This is a genomic window from Micromonospora sp. NPDC004704, assembly GCF_053601675.1.
The window spans coordinates 265,282-285,913 of sequence record NZ_JBSGCD010000003.1; the positions used below are offsets into that span (position 1 = coordinate 265,282).

Sequence of the window (20,632 nt, forward strand, 5' to 3'; positions counted from 1 at the left end):
GTGGCAATGGACGTCGAGATGGCGGGGGCCGACCCGAGACTCCGGCGGGCCTGGTACGCCACCCTGGCCTCGCTCGCCGTCATCCTGCTCAGCAGCCTGGTCATGCCCGGCATCGGCCTGCTCCACGAGACCCGTCCACTGTGGATGGCGCTCGGCGCGGTGGGGATCCTCGCCTTCGTCGTCGCCCAGGCCGGAGCGCTCTACGTGGTGGCCACCCCGTGGGTCACCGAACGCCTCCGGCGCCGCCTGCTGGCCGCGTACGCGGTGACGTCGGTTCTCTCCGTACCGCTGGTCGGACCGGTCGGCGGCGGACAGTGGGCGACCTGGGCCTGGATCGGCGGCTCGATCGCCGGCTCGGCGCCCCTGCTGCTGCGTCGACGGGCCGCCGCCGTGGTGACCGTGACCGTCCTGGTGGTCGCGGCCGAGGTGGCCCGCTGGACCGACGGCCCCGCCTCGCGGGTGGTCGACTACCTGGTCATCACCCTGGTCCTCGGCGTGAGCGTCACCGGGATGAGCATCTTCCAGGTGTGGCTCTGGGACCTGTTGGTGCAGGCCCAGCGGGGACGGGCCGCGCTGGCCCGGCTCGCCGTCACCGAGGAACGGCTGCGCTTCGCCCGCGACGTGCACGACCTGCTCGGACACAACCTCACGGTGATCGCGCTCAAGGCCGAACTGGCGTCCCGGCTCGCACCGGTCGACCCGGAACGGGCCGGTCGGGAGGCCGCACAGGTGCAACGCCTGGCCGCCGCCGCGCTGACCGAGGTACGCGAGGCCGTACACGGTTACCGGAGCGTGCGGCTGCGTGACCAGCTCGCCGCGATCGAGCAGGTGTTCGCCTCGTCCGGGGTGCGGTGCACGGTCAGCCAACCCGACCGGAACCTGCCGCCGGAGACCGCCACCCGGCTCGTTCCGGTGCTGCGGGAGGCGAGCACCAACGTGCTCCGGCACAGCGCCGCGACCTGGTGCACCATCGAGATCCGGATCGACCCGCAGGAGGTACGGATGACCGTGGTCAACGACGGTGCCGGTGACGCCGGACCCGACCGGCACAGCTACGGGCTGCGCGGGCTGGCCGACCGGCTCGCGGACGCGGGCGGGGCGCTGCGTACCCGGCGGGACGGGCAGGTGTTCACCCTGGAGGCGACCGTCCGGGCGGTCCCGTGATCCGGGTCCTGCTCGCCGACGACGAGGAACTGATCCGGGTCGCCCTGGCCGCGCTGCTCGGCCTGGAGGGCGACATCGAGGTGGTCGCCCAGGTCGCGGACGGGCGGGAAGCCGTACGGGCGGCGCTCGCCCACCGGCCCGACGTGGCCGTGGTGGACCTGGCGATGCCCTTGCTCGACGGGTTGGGCGTCGCCACCGAACTGGGTCGGGTGCTGCCGGACTGCGCGGTGGTGATCCTCACCGGGCAGGGGCGGCCCCGGCATCTCCAGGTCGCGTTGACCGCCGGGGCCAAGGCCTTTCTGCCGAAGGGCTCGCCCGGTGGCGCCCTGGCCGACGTGATCCGGCGGGTGCACGGCGGCGGGCGGTACGTCGACCCGGCGCTGGCCGCCGACGCGCTGACCGCACCGGAGTGCCCGCTGACCCCGCGTGAGCTGGAGGTCCTGCGCCTGGCCGAGCAGGACACCCCGGTCGCGGTGATCGCCCGACACACCCACCTGTCGAACGGGACGGTCCGCAACTACCTGGCCGCCGCGGTCGGCAAGCTCGGGGTGACCAGCCGGGCCGAGGCGATCCGGACCGCGTACGAGCACGGCTGGCTGCCGTAGCCGTACCGGTCAGGTGGGCAGGGTGCGGGCGGCGATGGCGGAGGCGGAGATGGCGGCGGGAAAGCCGGCGTAGAAGGCGACGTGGGTGAGCAGGGCGGCGATCTCGTCCCGGGTCACCCCGTTGTTGATCGCCCGGTGCAGGTGCTCGGGCAACTCGTCCGGCCGGTACAGCGCGGCCAGTACGGCAACCGTGGCGAGACTCCGGTCGCGCGGGCTCAACGCCGGATCGGTCCATACGTCGCTGTAGATTGGATCGGCGACCAGGGCGGCCATTGCGGGAGTGAAGGAGCGGGCCAGGTCGAAGGTCGACGAATCGGGCGTACTCATGGTGGTTCCTTCCCTGGCGGGTCAGCCGGCGGCGAGGGCCCGGCGTTCGATGCTCTTCGCGTACAGCGGGGTTTCCCGGCTGTTGTGGTCGGCCGAGGCGACCTGGCGGGCCGCGGCGGCCTGTTGCAGGGTGAGACCCTGCCGGTCGATGAAGTCCAGGAACTCGGGGGTGGTCAGGGAGACCACGCTGTTGGTGTACTCGCAGCGTCCCTCGTCGATCGGTTTGACGCTGAGATCCCAGATGACCTTGATCTTGGTACGCCCACCCGGGCTGTACACGTCGGAGAGCGACACCATCCGGCAGTGGTGCGGACCGGCCGGGTCACCCACGTAGTGCTGGATGACCAGCCCGTCACCGATCTGCTCCACGTTGATCGACATCGCCCGCCCGTCGTCGGTGGTGGTGTAGCCGGCCGCGATGTGGTCCGGCGGGGCGCACCGCTGGTACTCCGCCTCGGGCAGGTTGAACAGCCAGTCGGCGATGTTCACCCGCTCCATCGGTGCGTTGATCACCGCGTGGAACGCGGATTCGCTCAGGATCTGGTCGTCGGGCATCGCGCCCCTCCTCCACCCCGGATGAGCTGGGAGAACGTCCCCAGCGGCTCCCTCGGATGATCCCAGCCGGGCACTGGGTCGGGTGCCGGATCGCAGGATGCCGGGACGCCGACCCGTCAGCCGAGCAGCCGCCGCTCCCACGCCCAGGCCGCGATCTCCACCCGGTTACGGGCACCGAGTTTCATCTGCACGCTGCCGAGATGGGTCTTGACCGTGCCGACCGCGATGAACAACCGGGCGGCGATCTCGGCGTTGGTCAGTCCCCGCGCGGCGAGTTTCACCACGTCGAGTTCCCTCGGTGACAGGCCGGCGTCGTCGCGGGCCGGCGCCGGGGGACTGAGGTGCTCCAGCAGCCGTACGGTGATCGACGGGCTGATCAGCGCGTCACCGGAGACCGCCGCCCGGACCGCCTCGACCAGCAACGCCGGGCCGGAGTCCTTGAGCAGGAAACCGCAGGCGCCGTTGCGCAGGGCGGTGTGCACGTACTCGTCCAGGTCGAACGTGGTCACCACGACCACCTTGACCGGGTCGGCGACGCCGGGGCCGGCGAGCAGCCGGAGCGCCTCCAGCCCGTCCATCCGGGGCATCCGGATGTCCAGCAGGGCCACGTCCGGCCGCAACCGCCGGGCCAGGGAGACCGCCTCCACGCCGTCGGCGGCCTCGCCGACCAAGGCCATGTCCGGCTGAGCCCCGATGATCATTCCGAAGCCGGTCCGGACCATCGCCTGGTCGTCCGCGATCATCACCCGGATCACCCGGTCACCCCCTGCCGCAGCGGCAGCGCCGCGTCCACCACCCAGCCGCCGTCGATGCCGGGACCGGCGGAGAAGCGCCCGCCGACCGCCCGTACCCGCTCGGTCAGACCGACCAGACCGTACCCGTGGTGTCCGCGCTGGCCGGGCACGCGCTGCGCCGCACCGTCGTCGGTCACCCGGACCAACAACCAGTCCGGCGTACGCCGCAGCGACACGTCCACCAACCGGGCCCCGGACGCGTGCTGGCGTACGTTCGTCAACGCCTCCATGACCACCCGGTAACCGGAGGTGGAGACCTCCACCGGAATGTCCTCCAGGGTCCCGTCGACGTGCAGGCGGGCCACCGGGGTCGGGGCGCTGTTGAACCGGGCCAGCAGTGGCGTCAGGTCCGCCACCCCGGCCAGCGGCGCCAGCGGCGCATCCGGTCCGGCCTGCGGGTCGCGCAGGATCCCCACCATCCGCCGCATCGAGGTCATCGTCTCCGCACCGGCCCGCTCGATCTGCTCCAGGGCCATGATCACCCGCTGTGGGTCCTGCTCGGCGATGAACCGGGCACCCTGCGCCTGCACCACGATCCCGGTCACGTGGTGGGCGATGAAGTCGTGCAGGTCGCGGGCGAACTCGGCGCGCTGCTCGGCCCGTACCGTGGCCATCGCCCGCTGCCGCCCGTTGTCCAGCAACCGCAGGTACGTCCCACCCGCGCTGGTGGCGGCGGCGCAGAGGGCCAGGAACAGCCCGGCGATGACGTAACCGCTGCCGGTCGTGCTGCGCATCGGCAGCACGAACAGGGCCGCACCCGTGCCCAGCACCCCGGCCAGCGCCCACCGGGCGGCCCCCCGGCGGGCGACCACGAACAGGACCCCGAGCAGCCCGCAGGTCTCGGCGAAGCCCCAACTCGCGGCGCTGCCCGGAGGGCGATCGGCCATCCTGACCACCAGGGTGAGCGCGACGGAGACGGCGGCGAGCACCAGCGCCGCCCGGGGCAGCCGCCGCGAACCCTGCGGGTGCGCGGGCAGCCAGACGATCGCCGTCGCCACCGCCATCACCACCCCGAGCAGGGTCAGCATGCTGTTGCTCGACTCACGCCCCCGGATCAGGCCGACATACAGGTCGAAGATCCCGAGCAGGGCCATCAGCGCGAGCGCCGCGAGTTGGCCCAGCCGGAACCACACGTGTCCGAGTCGAGGGGTCGTCATCGTGACCCAGCGTAGCCAGCGGGCCGCGGCGGCAGATCGGCCGAAAGTCAGAGCCGCCGCCGCCCGAACCCGGCTCCGGACCGATGTGCCACCCGGTGGCCGACGGCGAAGCTTCCTGCGGAGTTGTCGGACAGCCACTGGAGGATCGATGAGTTCCCAGCACCACGCCGCCCCGGTCGCCCCGCCGGACCAGTCCCGGGCCGCCGTGGCCGCGGTCGACCTGGTCAAGGTGTACGGCAGCGGCGACACCGCCGTACGGGCACTCGACGGGGTCACGGTCGGCTTCGGTCGGGCCGAGTTCACCGCCATCATGGGCCCGTCCGGCTCGGGGAAGTCGACCCTGATGCACTGCCTCGCCGGCCTGGACTCGGCCACCTCGGGTCAGGCCCTGCTCGGCGGCACCGACCTGACCCGGCAGTCCGACCGGGCGCTGACCACCGTACGGCGGGAGCGGATCGGGTTCGTCTTCCAGTCGTTCAACCTGCTGCCGCAGCTCACCGCCGCGCAGAACATCACCCTCCCGCTCGACCTCGCCGGCCAGCGCCCCGACCGGGACCTGTACGCCCACCTGGTCGACGTCCTCGGCATCGGCGACCGGCTCGGTCACCGGCCCAGCGAACTCTCCGGCGGCCAGCAGCAGCGGGTCGCCCTGGCCCGGGCCCTGGTGTCCCGCCCCGAGGTGGTCTTCGCCGACGAACCGACCGGCAACCTCGACTCCCGCTCCGGCGCCGAGGTGCTCTCCTTCCTGCGCGACTCCGTACGCGACCTCGGCCAGACGATCGTCATGGTCACCCACGACCCGACCGCCGCCGCGTACGCCGACCGGGCGGTCCTGCTCGCCGACGGGCGGATCGCCGGGGACCTTGCCCGCCCCGATCACGCCTCGGTGACCGAGGCCCTGCACCGGCTGGTGGCGACCCGATGAGGGCCACCGTGCTGCGTACCCAGCTCAGCGGGGTCGCCCGCCGCCCGAGCCGGCTGCTGCTGACCGGGCTGGCCGTACTGGTGGCGTCGTTTGTCGTGTTCGCCGCCGTACTGGCCCAGCAGATCACCTCGCGGACCGTGGAGGCCACCGCCGCCAGCACCCCGGCCGCGACCGACCTCGTGGTCGGCGACTCGGAGGGAACCCCGGTCGGTGTCGACGTGCTCCGCGAACTCCGGGAACTGCCCGGTGTGGCCGAGGCCGCCGGCCGGCTGAACAGCGGACTCGCCCTCGGTGAGTCGGGCAGCGGCTACCTCGGGCTGCACGCCGATCCGGGCACCGGTCCGCTCGCGCTGACCCGGATCGTCGAGGGCAGCTACCCGGACGCGGCCAACGAGATCGCGGTCACCCCGCGTACCGCCGAGCGGATGGGGCTGACCGTCGGCACGGTCACCACCACCGCCAGCGGGACACCGACCGGCCCGGTCAAACTGACCGTCACCGGTGTGGTCGAGACCGACAGCGACGGCGGTCAGGACGCGTACGCCCCGGACCTGCTCGCGACCGCGCTCGGCGGTACGGACCTGCTCGGCCAGGTCGACCTGCGCCTCGCCCCCGGCACCTCACCGGCGGCGGTACGCACGCAGGTCGAGGGCATCCTCGCCGCGGTCGCTGAGCCGGAGCGCCCGGTGGTGCGTACGGGTGCGCAGGCCCGGACCGCCGAGGCCAAGATGGCGGTGGCCCGGCTCAGCGTGGTCTTCTCCCTGGTCGGCATGTTCATCTCGATCGCGGTGGCCGCCGCCGCCCTGGTCGCGACCTCGACCTTCCGGATCGTCTTCGCCCAGCGGATGCGGCAACTCGCCCTGCTCCGCGCGATCGGGGCCAGCCGTGGCCGGCTCGCCGGGGCACTCGCCGTCGAGGGCGCGCTCACCGGACTCGTCGCCGGTACGGTCGGCGTCACCATCGCCCTCGCCCTCGGCCACGCCCTGCCGGCGGTCCTGCGGGCCTTCGACCTGACCGTGTCGTCGCCGGGCTTCCCGCTCGCCGCCGCGCTCGCGGTGATCGCTGGCGCCACCCTCGTCACCCTGGTCGCGGTCCTGGCACCGGCGTTCGGCGCCGCACGGGTCGCCCCCCTGGAGGCGTTGCGGGCCGCGAGCACCACCTCGGGGCGGCGCGACATCGGTGCGTTCCGGCTGGTGGGTGGCCTCCTCCTGACCGTCGGAGCGGCACTGCTGGCCGGGCTGGTGGTGACCCGGCTACCCGGCCCGGAGCCGGAGAACTACAACCCGGAAACGCCGCTGCTCATGATCGTCGTCTCCGGCACGCTGGCCTTCTTCGCCCTGGTCACCCTCGGCCCGGTACTCGTCCGGCCGGTGCTGTGGCTGGTCGGCTGGCCGCTGCGCCGGCTCGGTCCGGTCGGGCGGCTGGCGGTCGGCGGCATCGGGGGAGCACCCCGGAGGGCCGCCGCGGTCTCGGTGGTCGTCGCGCTCGGCGTGACCCTGATCGCCGGGGTCCTGGTCGGCGGCTCGTCCATGCGGGTGCTCGGCGAACGGGAACTGGCCGTCAGCGCACCCGCCGACTTCGAGGTGACCGCCGCAGCCGGTACGACCCTGCCGGCGGGAGTGGTCGAGGCGGCACGCGGGCGCGGCGAGATCAGGAACCTGACGCCGTACCGGCGGCTGGACGGGTTGGTGCTGAACCGTACCGGCGATCCGGCACCGGTCGGTGGTGGCGGGGAGCTGCTCGACGCCACCGACCTCGTCCTGAGCGGGCTGCCGGAGGTGCGCAAACTCGACGTACGGTCGGGTCGGGTCGCCGACCTCGGACCCGGCCGGGTGGTGCTCGCCGGGTACGTCACCTGGGACACCGGCCTGCGCGCCGGTGACGCGATCACCCTGACCCGCGAACAACGGAAAATCGACGTACGGGTCGCGGCCGTCCTGCCCGGTGCCACCCCGCTGATGTCCGGTGTGGTGCTCGACCCGGCCGACCTCGACCGGCTCGGTGCCCCGGCCGGCTACTCCGGGCTGCTCGCCGACGCGGCAGGCTCGGGCGAGGACGGCCGGACCGCAGCACAGAAGACGCTGCGGCAGGTGACCGAGGGCAGCACCGGGCTCGGCCTGACCGTGCTCGCCGACAAGCGCGACGAGATCAACGGGCTGGTCGACACCCTGCTCGGCATCGCGGTCGGTTTGGTCGGCCTGACCGTGCTCATCGCCGTTGTCGGTGTCGGCGCCACCACCGCCCTGTCGGTGGTCGAGCGAGTACGCGAGTCCGGCCTGCTCCGTGCGGTCGGGCTGTCCCGGGGTGGGCTGCGCTTCATGCTCACCACCGAGGCGAGCCTCTACGGGCTGATCGGCGCCACGCTCGGTCTCCTGCTCGGCGTCCCGTACGCCTGGCTCGCGATCGAGGCCCTGGGCGCCAACGCCCCGCTGCGGTTCCCGGCGCTACCCCTGGCCGCTCTGTTCCTGGCCTTGGTCGCGCTGACCGCCCTGGCCGGGTTGCTCCCGGCCCGCCGCGCCTCCCGAGTGAGCCCCGTAACCGCCCTCGGCGCCGACACCTAACCCCGCCCGCCCCCGCCCCCGCCCGTCCCGCCCCGCTCGCCTCGTCGATCTTGCACTTGTGGTGCCCCGAATCGCGGTACTCGTCCGGGTTTGTGAACCACCACAAGTGCAAGATCGTCGCGGGTTCCGGGGTGGGGTGGGACGGGTCAGTGGTTGAGGAGGTGGAGGGTTTCTTTCCAGAGGTGGTTGGCGAGGGTGGGGTCGAGGGCGTACGGGGCTATGCCGACCATGCCGGCCGGGTCGGGGGCGGGGATGGCCTCGTTGTTGTCCTCGAAGTAGTGGCCGGTGACGCCCTCGACGTACGGGCTGGCGGCCAGCAGGACCGAGGTGGCGGCGCCCTGTTGCGGGGTCTTCCAGCCCGGCGGGACCTCCAGGCGGTTGCCCTGCTCGTCGACCGCGCCGACGAAGCGCAACTGCGCGTCGTCCAGGTGGCGCTGGAGGTTGGTGACGATCCCGCCGGGGTGGAGTGCGTTGACGGTGATCCCGTCGGCGGCCCACTGCTCGGCCAGGGCGACGGTGAACAGGATCATCGCCGTCTTCGACTGGCCGTACGCGGACCAGCCGTCGTAGGGCCGGTCGGTGTAGTGGATGTCGTCGAAGACGACCGGGGACATCAGGTGCGCCGACGAGCTGACCACGACAACCCGGGCTGCCGGTGCGGCGGCGAGGGCGTCGTGCAGGCCCAGGGTCAGGGCGGCGTGACCGAGGTGGTTGGCGGCGAACTGCGCCTCCCAGCCCTCCGGGGTCCTGGCCAGCTCCGGCAGGGCCATCACCCCGGCGTTGTTGACCAGGATGTCCAACGGGCCGGTCCAGTCGGCGGTGAACCTGTCGATGGTGGCGCGGTCGGTCAGGTCGAGGCGGGCGACCCGTACGTCGTCGCGTCCGGTGGCGGTACGCAGGTCGGCGGCGGCGCGTTCGCCCGCCTCGGTGTTGCGTACGGCCAGGGTCACCTGGGCGCCGGCGGTGGCGAGGGCGCGGGCGGTTTCCAGGCCGATGCCGGAGGCGCCACCGGTGACGACGGCACGCTTGCCGGTCAGGTCGACACCTTCGATCACGTCCGAGGCGGTCGACCGGGCGTCGAAGGGGGTGGTGATACGGGGCATTTCGGACTCCCTGGCTGCGACGGGGAAATAACGGCACCGATTGGCCGTTCAATCCATCCGGATGGTTTAAACCATGCCACGGGCCGAGGCCAAGAGTCAACTATCCAGTTGGATTGCTAATATGGGCGGGTGGCGTACAACTCGGCGGCGACCCGCAAGCGACTGCTCGACGCGGCTTTCGAGGAGTTCTCCGAGCGTGGGCTGGCCGGGGCGCGGGTCGACCGGATCGCCGCCGTCGCCTCCGCCAACAAGCAGGCGATCTACGCGTACTTCGGCTCCAAGGACGGCCTCTTCGACGCGATGCTCCAAGACCGGCTCGGCTCGCTGGCCGACGCGGTCCCGTTCCTCCCCGACGACCTGCCCCGGTACGCCGGAACGCTGTTCGACCACCTCGTCGTCAACCCGGAACTCGTCCGCCTGAACCAGTGGAAGTCCCTGGAGCGTGCCGACGTGTCGACGGCCGAGGCGGACTCGTACCGGGACAAGGCGCAGGCGCTGCTCACCGCCGGGCAGGCGCGGGGGACCGACGAGACGACCGCGGTGGACCTGCTGATGCTCGTCATGAACCTCACCTTCGTCTGGACCACCATCGCCCCCACCGTCCGGGCACTCGGCGGGGCCGACGAGGCGGAACGCCTGCGCCGCCACCGGGCCGCCGTGGTTGCCAGCGCGTCCGCCATCACCTCGGCACTCACCACCTCACCGGTGGCAACCGACGACCGGTGAGGGCGTGCGGCTACTCCGTGGTGAGGGGGCCGGGCGTCGCCGCCGGAAGCTTGTCCACCACCACGAGGGTGGTGCCGGGATCGAGTTCGTCGAGCAGTTTGCGCTGCCCGCTGCGGGTGATCCGGATGCAGCCGTCGGTGACGTTGGTGCCCAGATCGTCGTCGTTGTACCAGGTGTGCAGTCCGATGTGGGCGCCGCGCAGCCCGGCCGGCACCGCGTCCGGGTCGTCCGGGACCGCGCCGAGGGCGAACACGTCGGTGTCGGCGTACACGCGGCCGATCAGGGTGGAGCGGCCGAGCAGGAACGTACGCCCCAGCGGTGTCGGGGTCTCGCGGGTGCCGAGGGTGGTGCGCCAGGTCTGGACCGGCTTGTCGTCGCGCAGCCAGGTCAGCTTGTACGTCTTCCGTTCCACGACGAGTTGGTCGCGCAGTGCGACGGTGGTCCAGTTGCCCGGCGGCACCCAGGCCACGGTCCGGTTCGCCGAGGGGAGCAGGACGGCGGCCCAGCCGGACCGGCGTTCCACGATGGGCACGGTCAACGGCACCCCGGCGAGCATCGGTGCCAGGAAGGCCCGGGGTCGGCCGCCGGGTGCGTCGTACGCGCCGACCCTGGCGGTCGGGCGCAGCCCCTCACCCAGCCGCACGGTCGACATCGGATCCGGGTCGGCCGGGAAACCGCCGGGTGCCGCAGCATAGTCGACCACTGGTAGGTTGGCCGGCGGCGGTATCGCGGTTATCGATGGCTCGGTGCTTGCCGGCGTCGTGCTCGCCGGACCGGCCGAAGCCGGCGTCACCGTCGGATCGGGTGCGACCGGAGGCCGGCTGGCCCGGTCCGGACCGGCACTCGATGTGATCACCAGGGTCAGCGCGACCAGGCCGCCGAGCAGCGCGAGGAGGCCAGCGGAGAGCAGCAGACGCGTACGCGTCCGACTCGGAGCCGGCGGTTCCGAAGGGACAAAAGGCACACAGCAACTGTACGTGGTGAACTCGCCCCATTTGGTAAGTCTCGTCGTTCGGTGGCCGATGGCTCGCTCGGGCCCCGGCATCCGCCCGCCGATCGTGAGAAGAAATCGCGTCAGCCACTCATCCGCTCGACCCGTTCCTACGTATGACGTGACGGAAGAGCTTGGGTGGGAGATCGAGGAGCGTATGGCTCGGATACAGCAGATCCAGCGACCCGCCGGCCCCAGGACCGTCACCAGCCGGGGCGGACCGCCGCGGTCGAAGGGTGCGATCGCGGTGCTCGGCGCCTCCGTACTGGCCGGCGCCTGGGCCCTGGCCATGCTCACCGCCGCGGGCCAGGTCCTCTACGTCTACAGCTACGTCTACCTCGAGTTCTACGCCGGTGTGGTCGCCCTGGTCTCGCTCAGCCTGACCGTGATGGCCGGCCTGCTGGCCACCGACCGGATCGTGCTGCTGGTCCGGCACCGGGTGCTGCTCCAGTCCGCGCACCGGACCACCGGCGTCATCGCGGTCACCACCCTCGGCCTGCACATTCTCACCAAGGTCTCGGGTGGGCGGGCCGCACCGGTCGACGCGATCATTCCGTTCGTCTCGCAGCGCGGGCTCTACGTCGGGCTCGGCACGATCGCCGCGTACCTGATGGTCTCGACGCTCTGGACCGGCCTGATCCGGGCCCGCTTCGTCAACCGGGGCAAGCCGTGGATGTGGCGGGCGTTGCACAGCACCGCGTACGCCTCCTGGCCGATCGCGCTGACCCACGGCCTGAACGCCGGCCGCCAGCCCGCCGCCTGGGTGACCCTGAGCTACCTGCTCTGCGTTTTCCTGGTGATCGTCGCGCTGCTGGTCCGGCTCTCGGTCAGCCTCGGCCGCAAGCGCAAGGACCAGGGCATGACCACCGGCTCGATCAAACCGATCGGCAGGGCCGTACGCGACGGTGCCGAGTCGCGTACCAACCTCGCGGGTTCGACCTCGCGCAGCGACGTACGGGTGAGCTGGGCCGAACCGGAGAGCGCCGGCAACCTGCGGGTGGGCCGGGCCGAGGAGCGGGTGGGGCGCCGGGCGCGTCCCGACCGTACCGCCGCCGAGGGCACTCCCGGCCGCCGGTCGAGCCGTTTTGTCGTACCGGAGGTCCCGCAGCCCGGCACCGTCGGAGCCGAACCTGCCGCCGACGGCCCCCGGTACGGGCGGCGCTGGTCCGCGCGTACGGAAACCGACTCCGCCCCGACCAGCCGCCGCCGGTCGGAACGGGACATCCAGCGTGACTACGAGCGGGACTACGTCGACAGCGGCCGACCCGAACGGGACACCGGTCGCCGGTCCCGCGACGCCGAGCGCGACGACTACACCACCGACCGCGACTACACCGCCGAGCGTGACGTTGACCGGGACTACACCGCCGACCGCGACTACCGGCCGCGCCGGGGGGCGGAGCCGGAGGTTGAGTTGGACTACCGCCCGCGCAGGCAGGCAGAGGACGAGTCGGACCTGGACTACCGGCCGCGCCGGGGTGCCGACGCCGACGCCGAGGCGGACTACCGCCCGCGCCGGCAGGCGGAGGACGACGCCGATCTCGACTACCGGCCCCGGCGAGGGGCGGACGACGAGGACGCCGACCTGGACTACCGGCCGCGCCGGGGAACGGGCGATCCGGCACCGGTGACGGACGACACCCCGACCCTGGTCAACCTGGACCTGCGGCGGGCGCTGCGAAAGGCCGGCGGAGACGGCTCGGGCCGCTCGGGCAAACGCAAGCGCGGCGCCGGGGACAGCGTGGACGAGGCGTACTGGCGGGAACTGCGGGGTGAGGCCAAGTGAGTAGGGCCACCGTGCCCCCGGTCGCCACCTTCGGCCCGCCCCGACTGACCGCCGGCTTCAGCGAGTACGGCCGGTTGGACCTGCTCGCCCACGAGGACGTACACGGTGAACTGGAGTGGTTGTCGGTCGACGGGCTGATCAAGCTCGCCGAGGAGATGCAGCTCAAGGGGAAGGGCGGCGCGGGTTTCCCGTTCGCCCGCAAGGTCCGGGCCGTACTCGACTCGGCCCGCAAGCAGTCCCTGGCCCCGGTGGTGGTGGTCAACGCCACCGAGGGTGAACCGGCGAGCTGGAAGGACAAGGTCCTGCTCACCAGGGCCCCGCACCTGATCCTGGACGGGGCGGCGATGGTCGCGTACGCCCTGGACGCGGACGAGATCGTGATCGGGGTCGCCGACGACGGGATCGGGGAGGCGTCGCTGGCCGCCGCCCTGGCCGAACGGCAGATGCCGGTGCCGACCGGGATCGTGACCGTCCCGCACCGGTTCATCTCCGGCGAGGGCGGCGCGCTGGTCAAGGGGATCAACGGCGAGGCGCACATCCCGCCCGGGGTGAAGAAGCGGGCCAGTGACTCCGGTGTCGCCGGCATGCCGACCCTGCTGTCCAACGCGGAGACGTACGCCCAGCTCGCCATCGCCGCCCGGCTCGGACCGTACGAGTATGCCGCGGTCGGGACCGACGACGAGCCCGGCACCGTGCTGCTCACGGTGACCGGCGCGGCGGCCCGGCCCGCGGTGGTGGAATGCCCCGCCGGTACGCCGCTCGCCGACATCCTCCGGCTCTGCGAGGTGCCCGAGGGGCCGGGTGTGCTGACCGGCGGTTACCACGGCCGGTGGATCACCGCCGAGGCGGCGGCCAAGGCGGTCATCTCCCGCAAGGGGTTCGCCGCGGTCAACGGCACCCTCGGCGCCGGCATCATGATCCCACTCGGCCAGGACACCTGCCCGCTCGGCGAGGTCGCCCAGGTGGTCCAGTACCTCGCCGGTGAGTCCGCCGGCCAGTGTGGACCGTGCCGGCTCGGCCTGCCGGACCTGGCCCGGTCGGTGGACCTGATCGTCGCCGGCACCGCCGCCGCCGACGTCGTCCGGGCCGCCGCGGGTGCGGTACGCGGACGCGGCGCGTGCAGCCACCCGGACGGCACCTCCCGGTTCGCCACCTCCGCGATGGAGGTCTTCGCCGAGGATCTCGCCGCCCACGCCACCCGGGACGGGTGCGGCCGGCGGGTGAAGGGCGTGCTGGGGCTGCCCGCGAGTCCGGAGACGGTGTCCAGCCGGCTGACCGTGGACTGGTCCCGGTGCGACGGGCACGGGCTCTGCGCCCACGTGGTGCCGGAGTTCATCCGGCTGGACGGCAACGGGTTCCCGTCGTTCCCGCCCACGCCGGTGCCGACCTGGCTCGAAGCCGGTGCCCGCAAGGCGGTACGGATGTGTCCCGCGCTCGCGTTGCGGCTGACCGACCCGAAGTAGTCCGGCCGTGCGGCACCACCCCCGTGGCGGTGCCGCACGTCGCCGGAATCCGGGTCAGCAGTAACGGTTCACGTGATCGGCCATGTTGCGGTACGGCGACACGTCGTTGTCCGTACGGACGCTCGCGCTGACCGAGAACAGGTACGGGTCGCCGCCGTGGCCGGCGGTGGTGTGGTTGAGGTACGAGACCGACCCGATCGAGATGTTGAAGTGCACCGACTCGGTCCGGTCGTGCCAGCCGTAGCTCGCCAGGTCCTGCCAGCCGCAGTCGGACAACCGCCCGCGCGGGTAGCCGTAGTTGACCCGGTCGTAGAAGCAGAACCAGCCCGCTTCGCAGTTGGGGCTGGCCAGGGTGCCGACCGGCGGTTCGAAGGTCAGCACGAACTTGCCACCGGCATAGCTGATCTCGGTGGGGCCGATCTGCCGGCCGCCCGGATACGCGGCCAGGTGCTTGTCGATGTCGGCCTGTACGGCGGTGGATGAGGCGGGGCCGTCCGATGGTCCGGCGGTGGCCGGGGGTGCGGCGGCGATGAGGGCGACGATCGCGATGATCGCGGCCATGACGGTGGCCGATCTGCTCCATTGGCGGGGGGTGGTTGCCATGGCAGCCTCCTCGGGTACGGGATTCCGTGCGGTGAGGGAGATCGGTCGGAGCCCGGATCCGACCTTCATCATATTGTGGCAAAGATGACGGTGAATGACTTGTCACGATTCATCTTCATGTTCTCGCAGGTCATGGCCGTTTCTCCGGGTCGAGATCGGTCATTTGTCGGATAGCCGACGCACGATCCGTCGGATTCTGTGCCGATGCCGCCTGACCAGGACGGTCACATCGGCGTCCGTACGGACATATTCATGGTGGGAGGAACGACATAGATCGTCGCCGGTGCTGTCCGTGCCGGCTGGCGAGAGGCATCGATCCCTCGAGGAGAGTCGGTGGGCGGCAACGGCGGCCGGGACGAGGCGTGGCACGACGCACTGCACCGGCGATTCTGGCCGGACGTGGTCCGGATGCTGGCGCGTGCGTTGGGCGGTAACGAAGGCGAGGCGGAAGACCTGGCACAGCAGACCTTCATGACCGCTTGGGACCGGCGGTCGTACGTACCGGACGAACCGAGGGCCTGGCTGTTCGCCACCGCGAACAACCACCTGCGCAACCACCGGCGGTGGAGCCGGCGGCACCCGATGGCGCTGGTCGAGATGGAGGTGATGGAGGTGGTGGCCGGTGCGGCCGAGGGCGAGGAGAGCGCGACCGTCTGCGACCGGCTGGACCTCGGGCGGGTCTGGGGGCAGCTCAAGCCGGCCGAGCGCGAGGTGCTCCAACTCGCCTACCTGGACGGCCTGGACACCGCCGAGATCGCCCACGCGCTCGGCCTGTGGCAGGCGACCGTACGCAAGCGACGCTCCCGGGCACTGAGCCGGCTGCGCGGCTGGATGGTGGGGACCGCCGACCCGATGCTCACCGGAGCGGGTCGCCGAGGCGCGGGGGAGAGCAACGATGGCTGAGCACCACGACGAACAGACCGAGCGGCTGGTCCGCCGGCTGGTCGAGGCGAACGACCCGATGCGCGGCAAGCAGATCGGGCCGCCGAGGCGCAGCGCGGCCGAGTTGCGGCGGCTCGTCGACCAGCGTCGGGTCGACGGGCGGTGGCGGGCGACCAGCCGACCCGGCGTACGGCTCCGGCTGGTCGCCCCGGCCGCCGCCGTGGTGCTCGGGATCACCGCGCTGGTGCTGGTCAACGCGCTGCCGGACGGGGCTGCCGGCCGTGGTGAGCCGACCGTGGTGGCGATGGCCGTCGCGCCGGCCGCGCTCGGGCTCCAGTTTCCCGGTCCGGCCGATCCGGCCGCCCCGTGGCTGCGGGAGCTGGCGGAACGGACCGCCGGGCTGGAGGAGACGGCCGGGACCGGGCGCTACACGTACCAGCACAGCCAGACCTGGTCGATCGAGGACACCGGCAGCGACCCGGACCGGGCGAACGCGGTGATCGCCCAGGACGAGCGGCTGTGGTGGGCGGCGGACCGGTCCGGCCGGGAGGAGATCACCGCCCTGCCGCCACAGGCGGGCAACACGGACGCGGCGCAGTGGCTGGACGGGCCGCCACCCGGCTCCGACGCCAACCTCGCCCGCACCGACTACCGACCCGGGGAGATGGCCCTGGTCGTGGACGACCCGGCCACCGACCCGGCGGTGCTGACCCGACAACTGTCCGCGCACGAACCCTTCAGCAACGGCCCACAGGCCGTGATCCGGGCGGTGGCAGACCTGTACCGATTCCACGAGATGAGTCCCGCCTTGCGCGCCGCCGTACTGAACGTGCTGACCGAGACGAACGGGCTGGTGTACCGGGGGAGGGTGGTGGACCGGGCAGGCAGGACGGGTGTCGCGGTCAGCGTGGACAGCGACGCCGGTGCCACCCGCGACCTGGCCGTGCTGGACCCGGACACCGGCACCCTGCTCAGCTACGAGCAGGTGGCCCTGATCAGCCCGCCGCGTTCGGCCGTACGCGCCCCCGCGGTGATCTCCTATGTGCTCTACCTGGCCCACCGGCGCACCGACCAGCTCGGCTGAACCCCGGTTTCGGGGCCGGGCCGCGTACGGCGGCCCGGCCCCGCTCCCGCCCGCCTGGATTGGAACGGGGGATAGACGGGTATCTCCGGCTGTCACGGGAGGTGGGTGCCATGACGGGGACAGAGGCCAACGTCGGACGGTTTCAACTGAGGGAACGCGCCCGGCATCGGCTCGGGCGCAGGATGGGACTGATCATCCTGCTCGTCGGACCGCTGGCCGGCCTGGCGATCATCATCGGCGGCCTGGTCGCCCTGGGGGACACACCGCCCGTCAACCTGATCCTGATCGGGGTCGGCGTGGCCCTGGTCACCTCGGCCCTGACCGGCGTCGCCTGGCTGGTGCAGCGGCGCAGAACCGACCCGCCGCTGATACTGGGCGCCGATCCGGAGACCCGGCGGGCGGTGCACCGGGCGATCCGGGCCGGGCACAGCGACGACGCCCGGATCGACCTGCTGGCCCGCGACCTGATCGCGCGCAGCCCCGCCCAGACCTGGGTGCCCTGGGTGTACGTCGTACTGGCGCTGCTCCAGGTGGTGTTGCTCCTGCTCGGTGACCGGAGCACGGGGGATGTCGTCCGTGCCCTGGTCACCGTGCCGTTCTTCGCCGTGGCCGCCGGCTACTTCTGGCAGCACCGGCGTCGGATGCGCCGGTACCGGGGCCTCTCCGCCTGAACCACCGCCGTCTGCCTGAACCGCCACCGCCACCGACCCCGTACGCGGGTCAGCGGCGGATCGGCATCAGGAGCGAGAACGAACGCTCGTCGTCCGGCTGCCGCAGCAGCAGCGGCCGGATCGGCCCGTCCAGGTCGAGTACGAGCTGCCCCCGGCCACCCGCGTCCAGCGCCTCCAGCAGGAACTCCCGGTTCACCCCGATCGACTCGGACGGGCCGTCCACCCCCGCCGGTGCGCCCGAGCCCGACGGGTCGGCCGGCGACCGGTCCGGATCCAGCACCGCCAGCGACCCGTCGGCGCCCACCGCCAGCATCGCCACCTCGCACGGGACGCCGTCGTACTCGCGTACCACGGTGGTGGTGTTCGCGGCGGCGAGCGCCGCGCGCAGGGCCGGTACGTCCACGGTCACCCTGACCCCCCGGTCCCCGCCGAGCCGGTCGCCGAGCAGTCGCCGGTAGTCCGGGAAGTCGTAGTCGAGCGGTTCGCCCTGCACGGTCAGCCCGCCGGCCCGGATACCGACCTCGGAGCCGCCGAGCACCACCGTCACCGGTTCGTCCGTGCCGGAGCGCGCCCCGGCCAGCAGGCTCCGGGCCTGGTCGACGAAGGCGACCGGGGCGAGGACCCGGCGGCCCGGCCCGTCGACCGCGCTCACCGGCGCCACGGCGACCGCGAGCCGGTACCGGTCGGTGGCCACCAGGTGCAGCACCGACTCCTCGATCTCGAACAGCACCGAACCGAGTACGGGCAGCTCGGGGTCGTCGCCGACGGCGAACCGGACCGCGTCGAGCCCGGCGGCCAGCCCGGCGCGGGTGAGGGTCAGGTGGGTGGATCCGGTCATCAGGTTCTCCTCGTGGTCGAGCAGGGCATGGACCCGGGAGAGTTCACGGCGGGCATCGGTGAGACCGGCTTCCAGCCGGCGCAGGTGCCCGTCCAGCAGCCGGCGTACGACCACCGGCTCGGACCAGTGCCGGAGCACCAGGCCGATCTCGGCCAGCGGCAGGTTGACCCGGCGCAGGCGGGCCACCAGGCGGGCGGGTTCGAGCTGGTGCTGGGCGTACCAGCGGTAGCCGGTCTCCGGGTCGACCATCGCGGGCACCAGGATGCCGGCGCCGTCGTAGAACCGCAGGGCGCTGACGGTCAGGCCGCTGGCCCGGGCCATCTCCCCGATGCTGCGCATGTCGCTCTCCACGTCCGCTGATCCTGGGGGCTCGACCAGGTCGAGGGTCAACCCGCCGAACCTAGCCGGCGGCAGCGACCGCCCGACGCGCGGTCCGGTCGGGCGGGGGAGAGATTGTCGAGGTCAGCGCCTCGGCGGCCAGTAGACGCCGAGCACGTCGTAGCCGTCCGGGCGGTTGCCGGAGCGGCCGAGATAGAACGCCGGGTCCCGGTCCGGACCACAGATCCGGCGTAGGAAGGCGGTGGTCAGGGCGTTGCGGAGCCGGTCGTCGGAAAGTCCGGCCAGCCGGTGTTGCAGGGCCGCGAACTCCCAGTCGACGATCGTGTGCTGGTGGCCGGGGCAGTCGTACCCGTTGCACCGGTAGCGGTACGCCCCGGTGAACCGGGGTGCGCAGAGCGGGCCACGGTCCTGGCGCCCGGTCGGGTCGAGGCGGTCGGCGTACGCGTCGAGCCGTCGGCGCTGTTCGATGGTCCAGTCCGGGTGCGGTGCCAGGACGAGCCCGTCGACCTGCCGGGGCCGGACCAGGGCGAGCGTGGGCCCGTCCGGTTGTGCCCGGCACACGGTCTCCCCGACGTACGGGTCCAGCCACGGCTGGCGCCACTGCCACCGCTTGAGGTGGTGCTCGCGGACCAGGGTGTCCGGCACCGGCTGCCAGCTCTCCCGACCGAAGTCCGGGTCGGCCGGGCGGGCGTCGACGCTGATGATGTCGTACGTGCCGAAGGCGGCGGCGGGGCCGAGTTCGCCGATCGGGATCGGGGCGAGCCGGATCCAACCGGGGCGGTCCGGATCCGCGCTGATGCCGGCCGCGTAGACCGTCCGGTCGGACCGGTCGGTGGGGCGGGGGGCGGTCTTGACGGTGACCAGGAGGCGCAGCCGGGTCACCTGCTCGGTGGTCCGCTGTGGGGCGGGGTGGGCCGGCGCGGGACCGGGGAGGTCGAGTTGGGTCACACGCACCCTCCGCCGGAGCCAATGTAGTCGTATGGGTACAACGATCCGAGCATGACATGGGTAACGGGTTTCGGCCACACGGCAATTCGTCGGTGCGTTAGCCGATTACCGGCAAACCGGGAACGGTCCCACGTATCCGGATTTCCGGCGGTGGATTCCGTTACCGCCCGACCATCATTCGACGATAGGTGGAAAGCGATATCACCAACATTCATTGACATGGATTTAACGAACGATAAGGTGCCCTTGGATCCCTTCTCCGCCCCCGAAAAGACAAGGACCAGGTGACCATGAGAGCCCCCCTCCTGTTGGCCCGCGTACTGTTTGTCGCCGGCCTCGTCGCAGCCGGCCTGACCTCGCCAACCGTCGCCACGGCGGCAGGCGGCCCGCACTACGGCGCGACCCCCGGCGCCACCTCGTCCGCCCCGGACGGCGTCGGCGTCCAGGTCGTCAATGGTCGGCCGGCGACCGAGAACTACTCGTTCATGGTGTACGTCTCCGGCTGCACCGGATCGCTGATCAAGGCCAACTGGGCGGTCACCGCGAAACACTGCCCGACCCCGAGTTCGGTACGCGTCGGAAGCGTCAACCGCAGCAGTGGCGGCACCGTGGTGAGTGTCCTGCGCGGGGTCAACCACCCGACCAGTGACGTGAAACTTCTACAACTCGCGAGTTCGGTCAGCCACGCCCCGGCGCCGATCCCGACCACCTCCGGCGCGGTCGGTACGGCGACCCGGATCATCGGTTGGGGCCAGACCTGCCCGACCCGCGGCTGCGGTTCGGCGCCGCTGGTCGCCAACGAACTCGACACCTCGATCGTGGCCGACAGCCGGTGCAGCGGCATCAACAGCACGCTGGAGATCTGCACCAACAACACGAACGGCAACGCGGGTGCCTGCTACGGCGACTCGGGCGGCCCGCAGGTACGCAGCATCGGCGGCAGGTGGAACCTGATCGGGGCGACCAGCCGGGCCGGCAACAACAACCCGACCTGCGCCACCGGTCCCTCCATCTACGGCGACCTTCCCGCCATCCGCTCCTGGATCAACACCCAGGTCGGCGGCCTCCCCGCCTGACCCGGCACCCCGGACACGACCGCGGGCACGGCAC

At 72.2% G+C, this 20,632-nt stretch carries 20 protein-coding genes; 11 read left to right on the plus strand and 9 right to left on the minus strand.

What is annotated here, in order from left to right; translation table 11 throughout:
* Positions 1–18: 18 nt before the first annotated feature.
* Positions 19–1,164 carry a sensor histidine kinase gene (locus ACWEFB_RS05555; RefSeq protein ID WP_452282511.1) on the plus strand — a complete coding sequence of 382 codons (1,146 nt, stop codon included), beginning with the start codon at positions 19–21 and terminating at the stop codon, positions 1,162–1,164.
* Entirely contained in the window at positions 1,161–1,769 is a 609-nt protein-coding gene (locus tag ACWEFB_RS05560) for a response regulator transcription factor (RefSeq protein WP_326556445.1), read from the plus strand. The genes ACWEFB_RS05555 and ACWEFB_RS05560 overlap by 4 nt, the downstream gene beginning before the upstream one ends.
* A 9-nt stretch (positions 1,770–1,778) precedes the next feature.
* Here the strand turns inward: ACWEFB_RS05560 and ACWEFB_RS05565 are convergent, their stop codons facing one another.
* The 4 genes from ACWEFB_RS05565 to ACWEFB_RS05580 all read right to left on the minus strand — a co-directional run bounded on the left by ACWEFB_RS05565 (position 1,779) and on the right by ACWEFB_RS05580 (position 4,602).
* Positions 1,779–2,096: a carboxymuconolactone decarboxylase family protein gene (locus tag ACWEFB_RS05565; protein WP_452282513.1), complete on the minus strand. Its 318-nt coding sequence runs from the start codon at positions 2,094–2,096 to the stop codon at positions 1,779–1,781.
* A 21-nt stretch (positions 2,097–2,117) separates the two neighbouring features.
* On the minus strand, positions 2,118–2,651 hold the full coding sequence (locus tag ACWEFB_RS05570; protein ID WP_452282515.1) for a hypothetical protein: 534 nt from the start codon (positions 2,649–2,651) through the stop codon (positions 2,118–2,120).
* A 116-nt stretch (positions 2,652–2,767) separates the two neighbouring features.
* Positions 2,768–3,406, minus strand: coding sequence for a response regulator (locus ACWEFB_RS05575; protein ID WP_452282517.1), 639 nt, complete (start codon positions 3,404–3,406; stop codon positions 2,768–2,770).
* Complete coding sequence (locus tag ACWEFB_RS05580) at positions 3,403–4,602, minus strand: sensor histidine kinase (RefSeq protein ID WP_452282519.1); 1,200 nt, start codon at positions 4,600–4,602, stop codon at positions 3,403–3,405. The genes ACWEFB_RS05575 and ACWEFB_RS05580 overlap by 4 nt, the downstream gene beginning before the upstream one ends.
* A 148-nt stretch (positions 4,603–4,750) precedes the next feature.
* Between ACWEFB_RS05580 and ACWEFB_RS05585 the strand changes: the two genes are divergently transcribed.
* Positions 4,751–5,527 (plus strand): ABC transporter ATP-binding protein, encoded by a 777-nt coding sequence (locus ACWEFB_RS05585; RefSeq protein ID WP_363591839.1) that lies wholly within the window; start codon positions 4,751–4,753, stop codon positions 5,525–5,527.
* On the plus strand, positions 5,524–8,088 hold the full coding sequence (locus ACWEFB_RS05590; RefSeq protein WP_452282521.1) for an FtsX-like permease family protein: 2,565 nt from the start codon (positions 5,524–5,526) through the stop codon (positions 8,086–8,088). The genes ACWEFB_RS05585 and ACWEFB_RS05590 overlap by 4 nt, the downstream gene beginning before the upstream one ends.
* 146 nt (positions 8,089–8,234) lie before the next feature.
* Here the strand turns inward: ACWEFB_RS05590 and ACWEFB_RS05595 are convergent, their stop codons facing one another.
* Entirely contained in the window at positions 8,235–9,191 is a 957-nt protein-coding gene (locus ACWEFB_RS05595; RefSeq protein WP_452282523.1) for an SDR family NAD(P)-dependent oxidoreductase, read from the minus strand.
* 129 nt (positions 9,192–9,320) lie between these two features.
* Between ACWEFB_RS05595 and ACWEFB_RS05600 the strand changes: the two genes are divergently transcribed.
* The gene (locus tag ACWEFB_RS05600) at positions 9,321–9,917 is read left to right on the plus strand and encodes a TetR/AcrR family transcriptional regulator (RefSeq protein ID WP_452282525.1); all 597 of its coding nucleotides are present in this window, start codon (positions 9,321–9,323) and stop codon (positions 9,915–9,917) included.
* A gap of 10 nt (positions 9,918–9,927) precedes the next feature.
* Here ACWEFB_RS05600 and ACWEFB_RS05605 read toward each other — a convergent pair whose 3' ends face one another.
* Positions 9,928–10,881 carry a L,D-transpeptidase family protein gene (locus ACWEFB_RS05605; RefSeq protein ID WP_452282528.1) on the minus strand — a complete coding sequence of 318 codons (954 nt, stop codon included), beginning with the start codon at positions 10,879–10,881 and terminating at the stop codon, positions 9,928–9,930.
* A 184-nt stretch (positions 10,882–11,065) separates the two neighbouring features.
* On the opposite strand from ACWEFB_RS05605, the gene ACWEFB_RS05610 reads away from it, so the two are divergent.
* Positions 11,066–12,694, plus strand: coding sequence for a hypothetical protein (locus ACWEFB_RS05610; RefSeq protein ID WP_452282530.1), 1,629 nt, complete (start codon positions 11,066–11,068; stop codon positions 12,692–12,694).
* Complete coding sequence (locus tag ACWEFB_RS05615; RefSeq protein ID WP_452282532.1) at positions 12,691–14,157, plus strand: ferredoxin; 1,467 nt, start codon at positions 12,691–12,693, stop codon at positions 14,155–14,157. Before ACWEFB_RS05610 ends, ACWEFB_RS05615 begins: the two co-directional genes overlap by 4 nt.
* 54 nt (positions 14,158–14,211) lie before the next feature.
* Here the strand turns inward: ACWEFB_RS05615 and ACWEFB_RS05620 are convergent, their stop codons facing one another.
* The gene (locus ACWEFB_RS05620; RefSeq protein WP_452282534.1) at positions 14,212–14,760 is read right to left on the minus strand and encodes a hypothetical protein; all 549 of its coding nucleotides are present in this window, start codon (positions 14,758–14,760) and stop codon (positions 14,212–14,214) included.
* A gap of 333 nt (positions 14,761–15,093) precedes the next feature.
* On the opposite strand from ACWEFB_RS05620, the gene ACWEFB_RS05625 reads away from it, so the two are divergent.
* From ACWEFB_RS05625 to ACWEFB_RS05635, 3 genes are all read left to right on the plus strand, one after another.
* A complete protein-coding gene (locus ACWEFB_RS05625; protein WP_326556458.1) occupies positions 15,094–15,663 on the plus strand; it encodes an RNA polymerase sigma factor in 570 nt (189 codons plus the stop codon).
* Positions 15,656–16,726 (plus strand): CU044_5270 family protein, encoded by a 1,071-nt coding sequence (locus tag ACWEFB_RS05630; RefSeq protein ID WP_452282536.1) that lies wholly within the window; start codon positions 15,656–15,658, stop codon positions 16,724–16,726. The genes ACWEFB_RS05625 and ACWEFB_RS05630 overlap by 8 nt, the downstream gene beginning before the upstream one ends.
* A gap of 110 nt (positions 16,727–16,836) precedes the next feature.
* Positions 16,837–17,397 (plus strand): hypothetical protein, encoded by a 561-nt coding sequence (locus tag ACWEFB_RS05635; RefSeq protein ID WP_452282538.1) that lies wholly within the window; start codon positions 16,837–16,839, stop codon positions 17,395–17,397.
* A gap of 49 nt (positions 17,398–17,446) precedes the next feature.
* Here ACWEFB_RS05635 and ACWEFB_RS05640 read toward each other — a convergent pair whose 3' ends face one another.
* Positions 17,447–18,574, minus strand: a complete 1,128-nt coding sequence (locus ACWEFB_RS05640) for a DNA polymerase III subunit beta family protein (protein ID WP_452282540.1) — start codon at positions 18,572–18,574, stop codon at positions 17,447–17,449.
* Between the two features lie 123 nt (positions 18,575–18,697).
* Positions 18,698–19,522 carry a hypothetical protein gene (locus ACWEFB_RS05645; protein ID WP_452282542.1) on the minus strand — a complete coding sequence of 275 codons (825 nt, stop codon included), beginning with the start codon at positions 19,520–19,522 and terminating at the stop codon, positions 18,698–18,700.
* A gap of 290 nt (positions 19,523–19,812) precedes the next feature.
* On the opposite strand from ACWEFB_RS05645, the gene ACWEFB_RS05650 reads away from it, so the two are divergent.
* Entirely contained in the window at positions 19,813–20,598 is a 786-nt protein-coding gene (locus tag ACWEFB_RS05650; protein WP_452282544.1) for a S1 family peptidase, read from the plus strand.
* Positions 20,599–20,632 lie beyond the last annotated feature (34 nt).

What these genes read in the sequence shown, in the direction of transcription:
- ACWEFB_RS05635 (WP_452282538.1), top strand. Translation starts at nt 16,837, where the DNA reads ATGACGGGGACAGAGGCCAACGTCGGACGGTTTCAACTGAGGGAACGC.
- ACWEFB_RS05630 (WP_452282536.1), top strand. Translation starts at nt 15,656, where the DNA reads ATGGCTGAGCACCACGACGAACAGACCGAGCGGCTGGTCCGCCGGCTG.
- ACWEFB_RS05585 (WP_363591839.1), top strand. Translation starts at nt 4,751, where the DNA reads ATGAGTTCCCAGCACCACGCCGCCCCGGTCGCCCCGCCGGACCAGTCC.
- ACWEFB_RS05620 (WP_452282534.1), bottom strand. Translation starts at nt 14,760, where the DNA reads ATGGCAACCACCCCCCGCCAATGGAGCAGATCGGCCACCGTCATGGCC.
- ACWEFB_RS05570 (WP_452282515.1), bottom strand. Translation starts at nt 2,651, where the DNA reads ATGCCCGACGACCAGATCCTGAGCGAATCCGCGTTCCACGCGGTGATC.
- ACWEFB_RS05565 (WP_452282513.1), bottom strand. Translation starts at nt 2,096, where the DNA reads ATGAGTACGCCCGATTCGTCGACCTTCGACCTGGCCCGCTCCTTCACT.
- ACWEFB_RS05590 (WP_452282521.1), top strand. Translation starts at nt 5,524, where the DNA reads ATGAGGGCCACCGTGCTGCGTACCCAGCTCAGCGGGGTCGCCCGCCGC.
- ACWEFB_RS05610 (WP_452282530.1), top strand. Translation starts at nt 11,066, where the DNA reads ATGGCTCGGATACAGCAGATCCAGCGACCCGCCGGCCCCAGGACCGTC.
- ACWEFB_RS05555 (WP_452282511.1), top strand. Translation starts at nt 19, where the DNA reads ATGGCGGGGGCCGACCCGAGACTCCGGCGGGCCTGGTACGCCACCCTG.
- ACWEFB_RS05650 (WP_452282544.1), top strand. Translation starts at nt 19,813, where the DNA reads ATGAGAGCCCCCCTCCTGTTGGCCCGCGTACTGTTTGTCGCCGGCCTC.
- ACWEFB_RS05595 (WP_452282523.1), bottom strand. Translation starts at nt 9,191, where the DNA reads ATGCCCCGTATCACCACCCCCTTCGACGCCCGGTCGACCGCCTCGGAC.
- ACWEFB_RS05640 (WP_452282540.1), bottom strand. Translation starts at nt 18,574, where the DNA reads ATGCGCAGCATCGGGGAGATGGCCCGGGCCAGCGGCCTGACCGTCAGC.
- ACWEFB_RS05580 (WP_452282519.1), bottom strand. Translation starts at nt 4,602, where the DNA reads ATGACGACCCCTCGACTCGGACACGTGTGGTTCCGGCTGGGCCAACTC.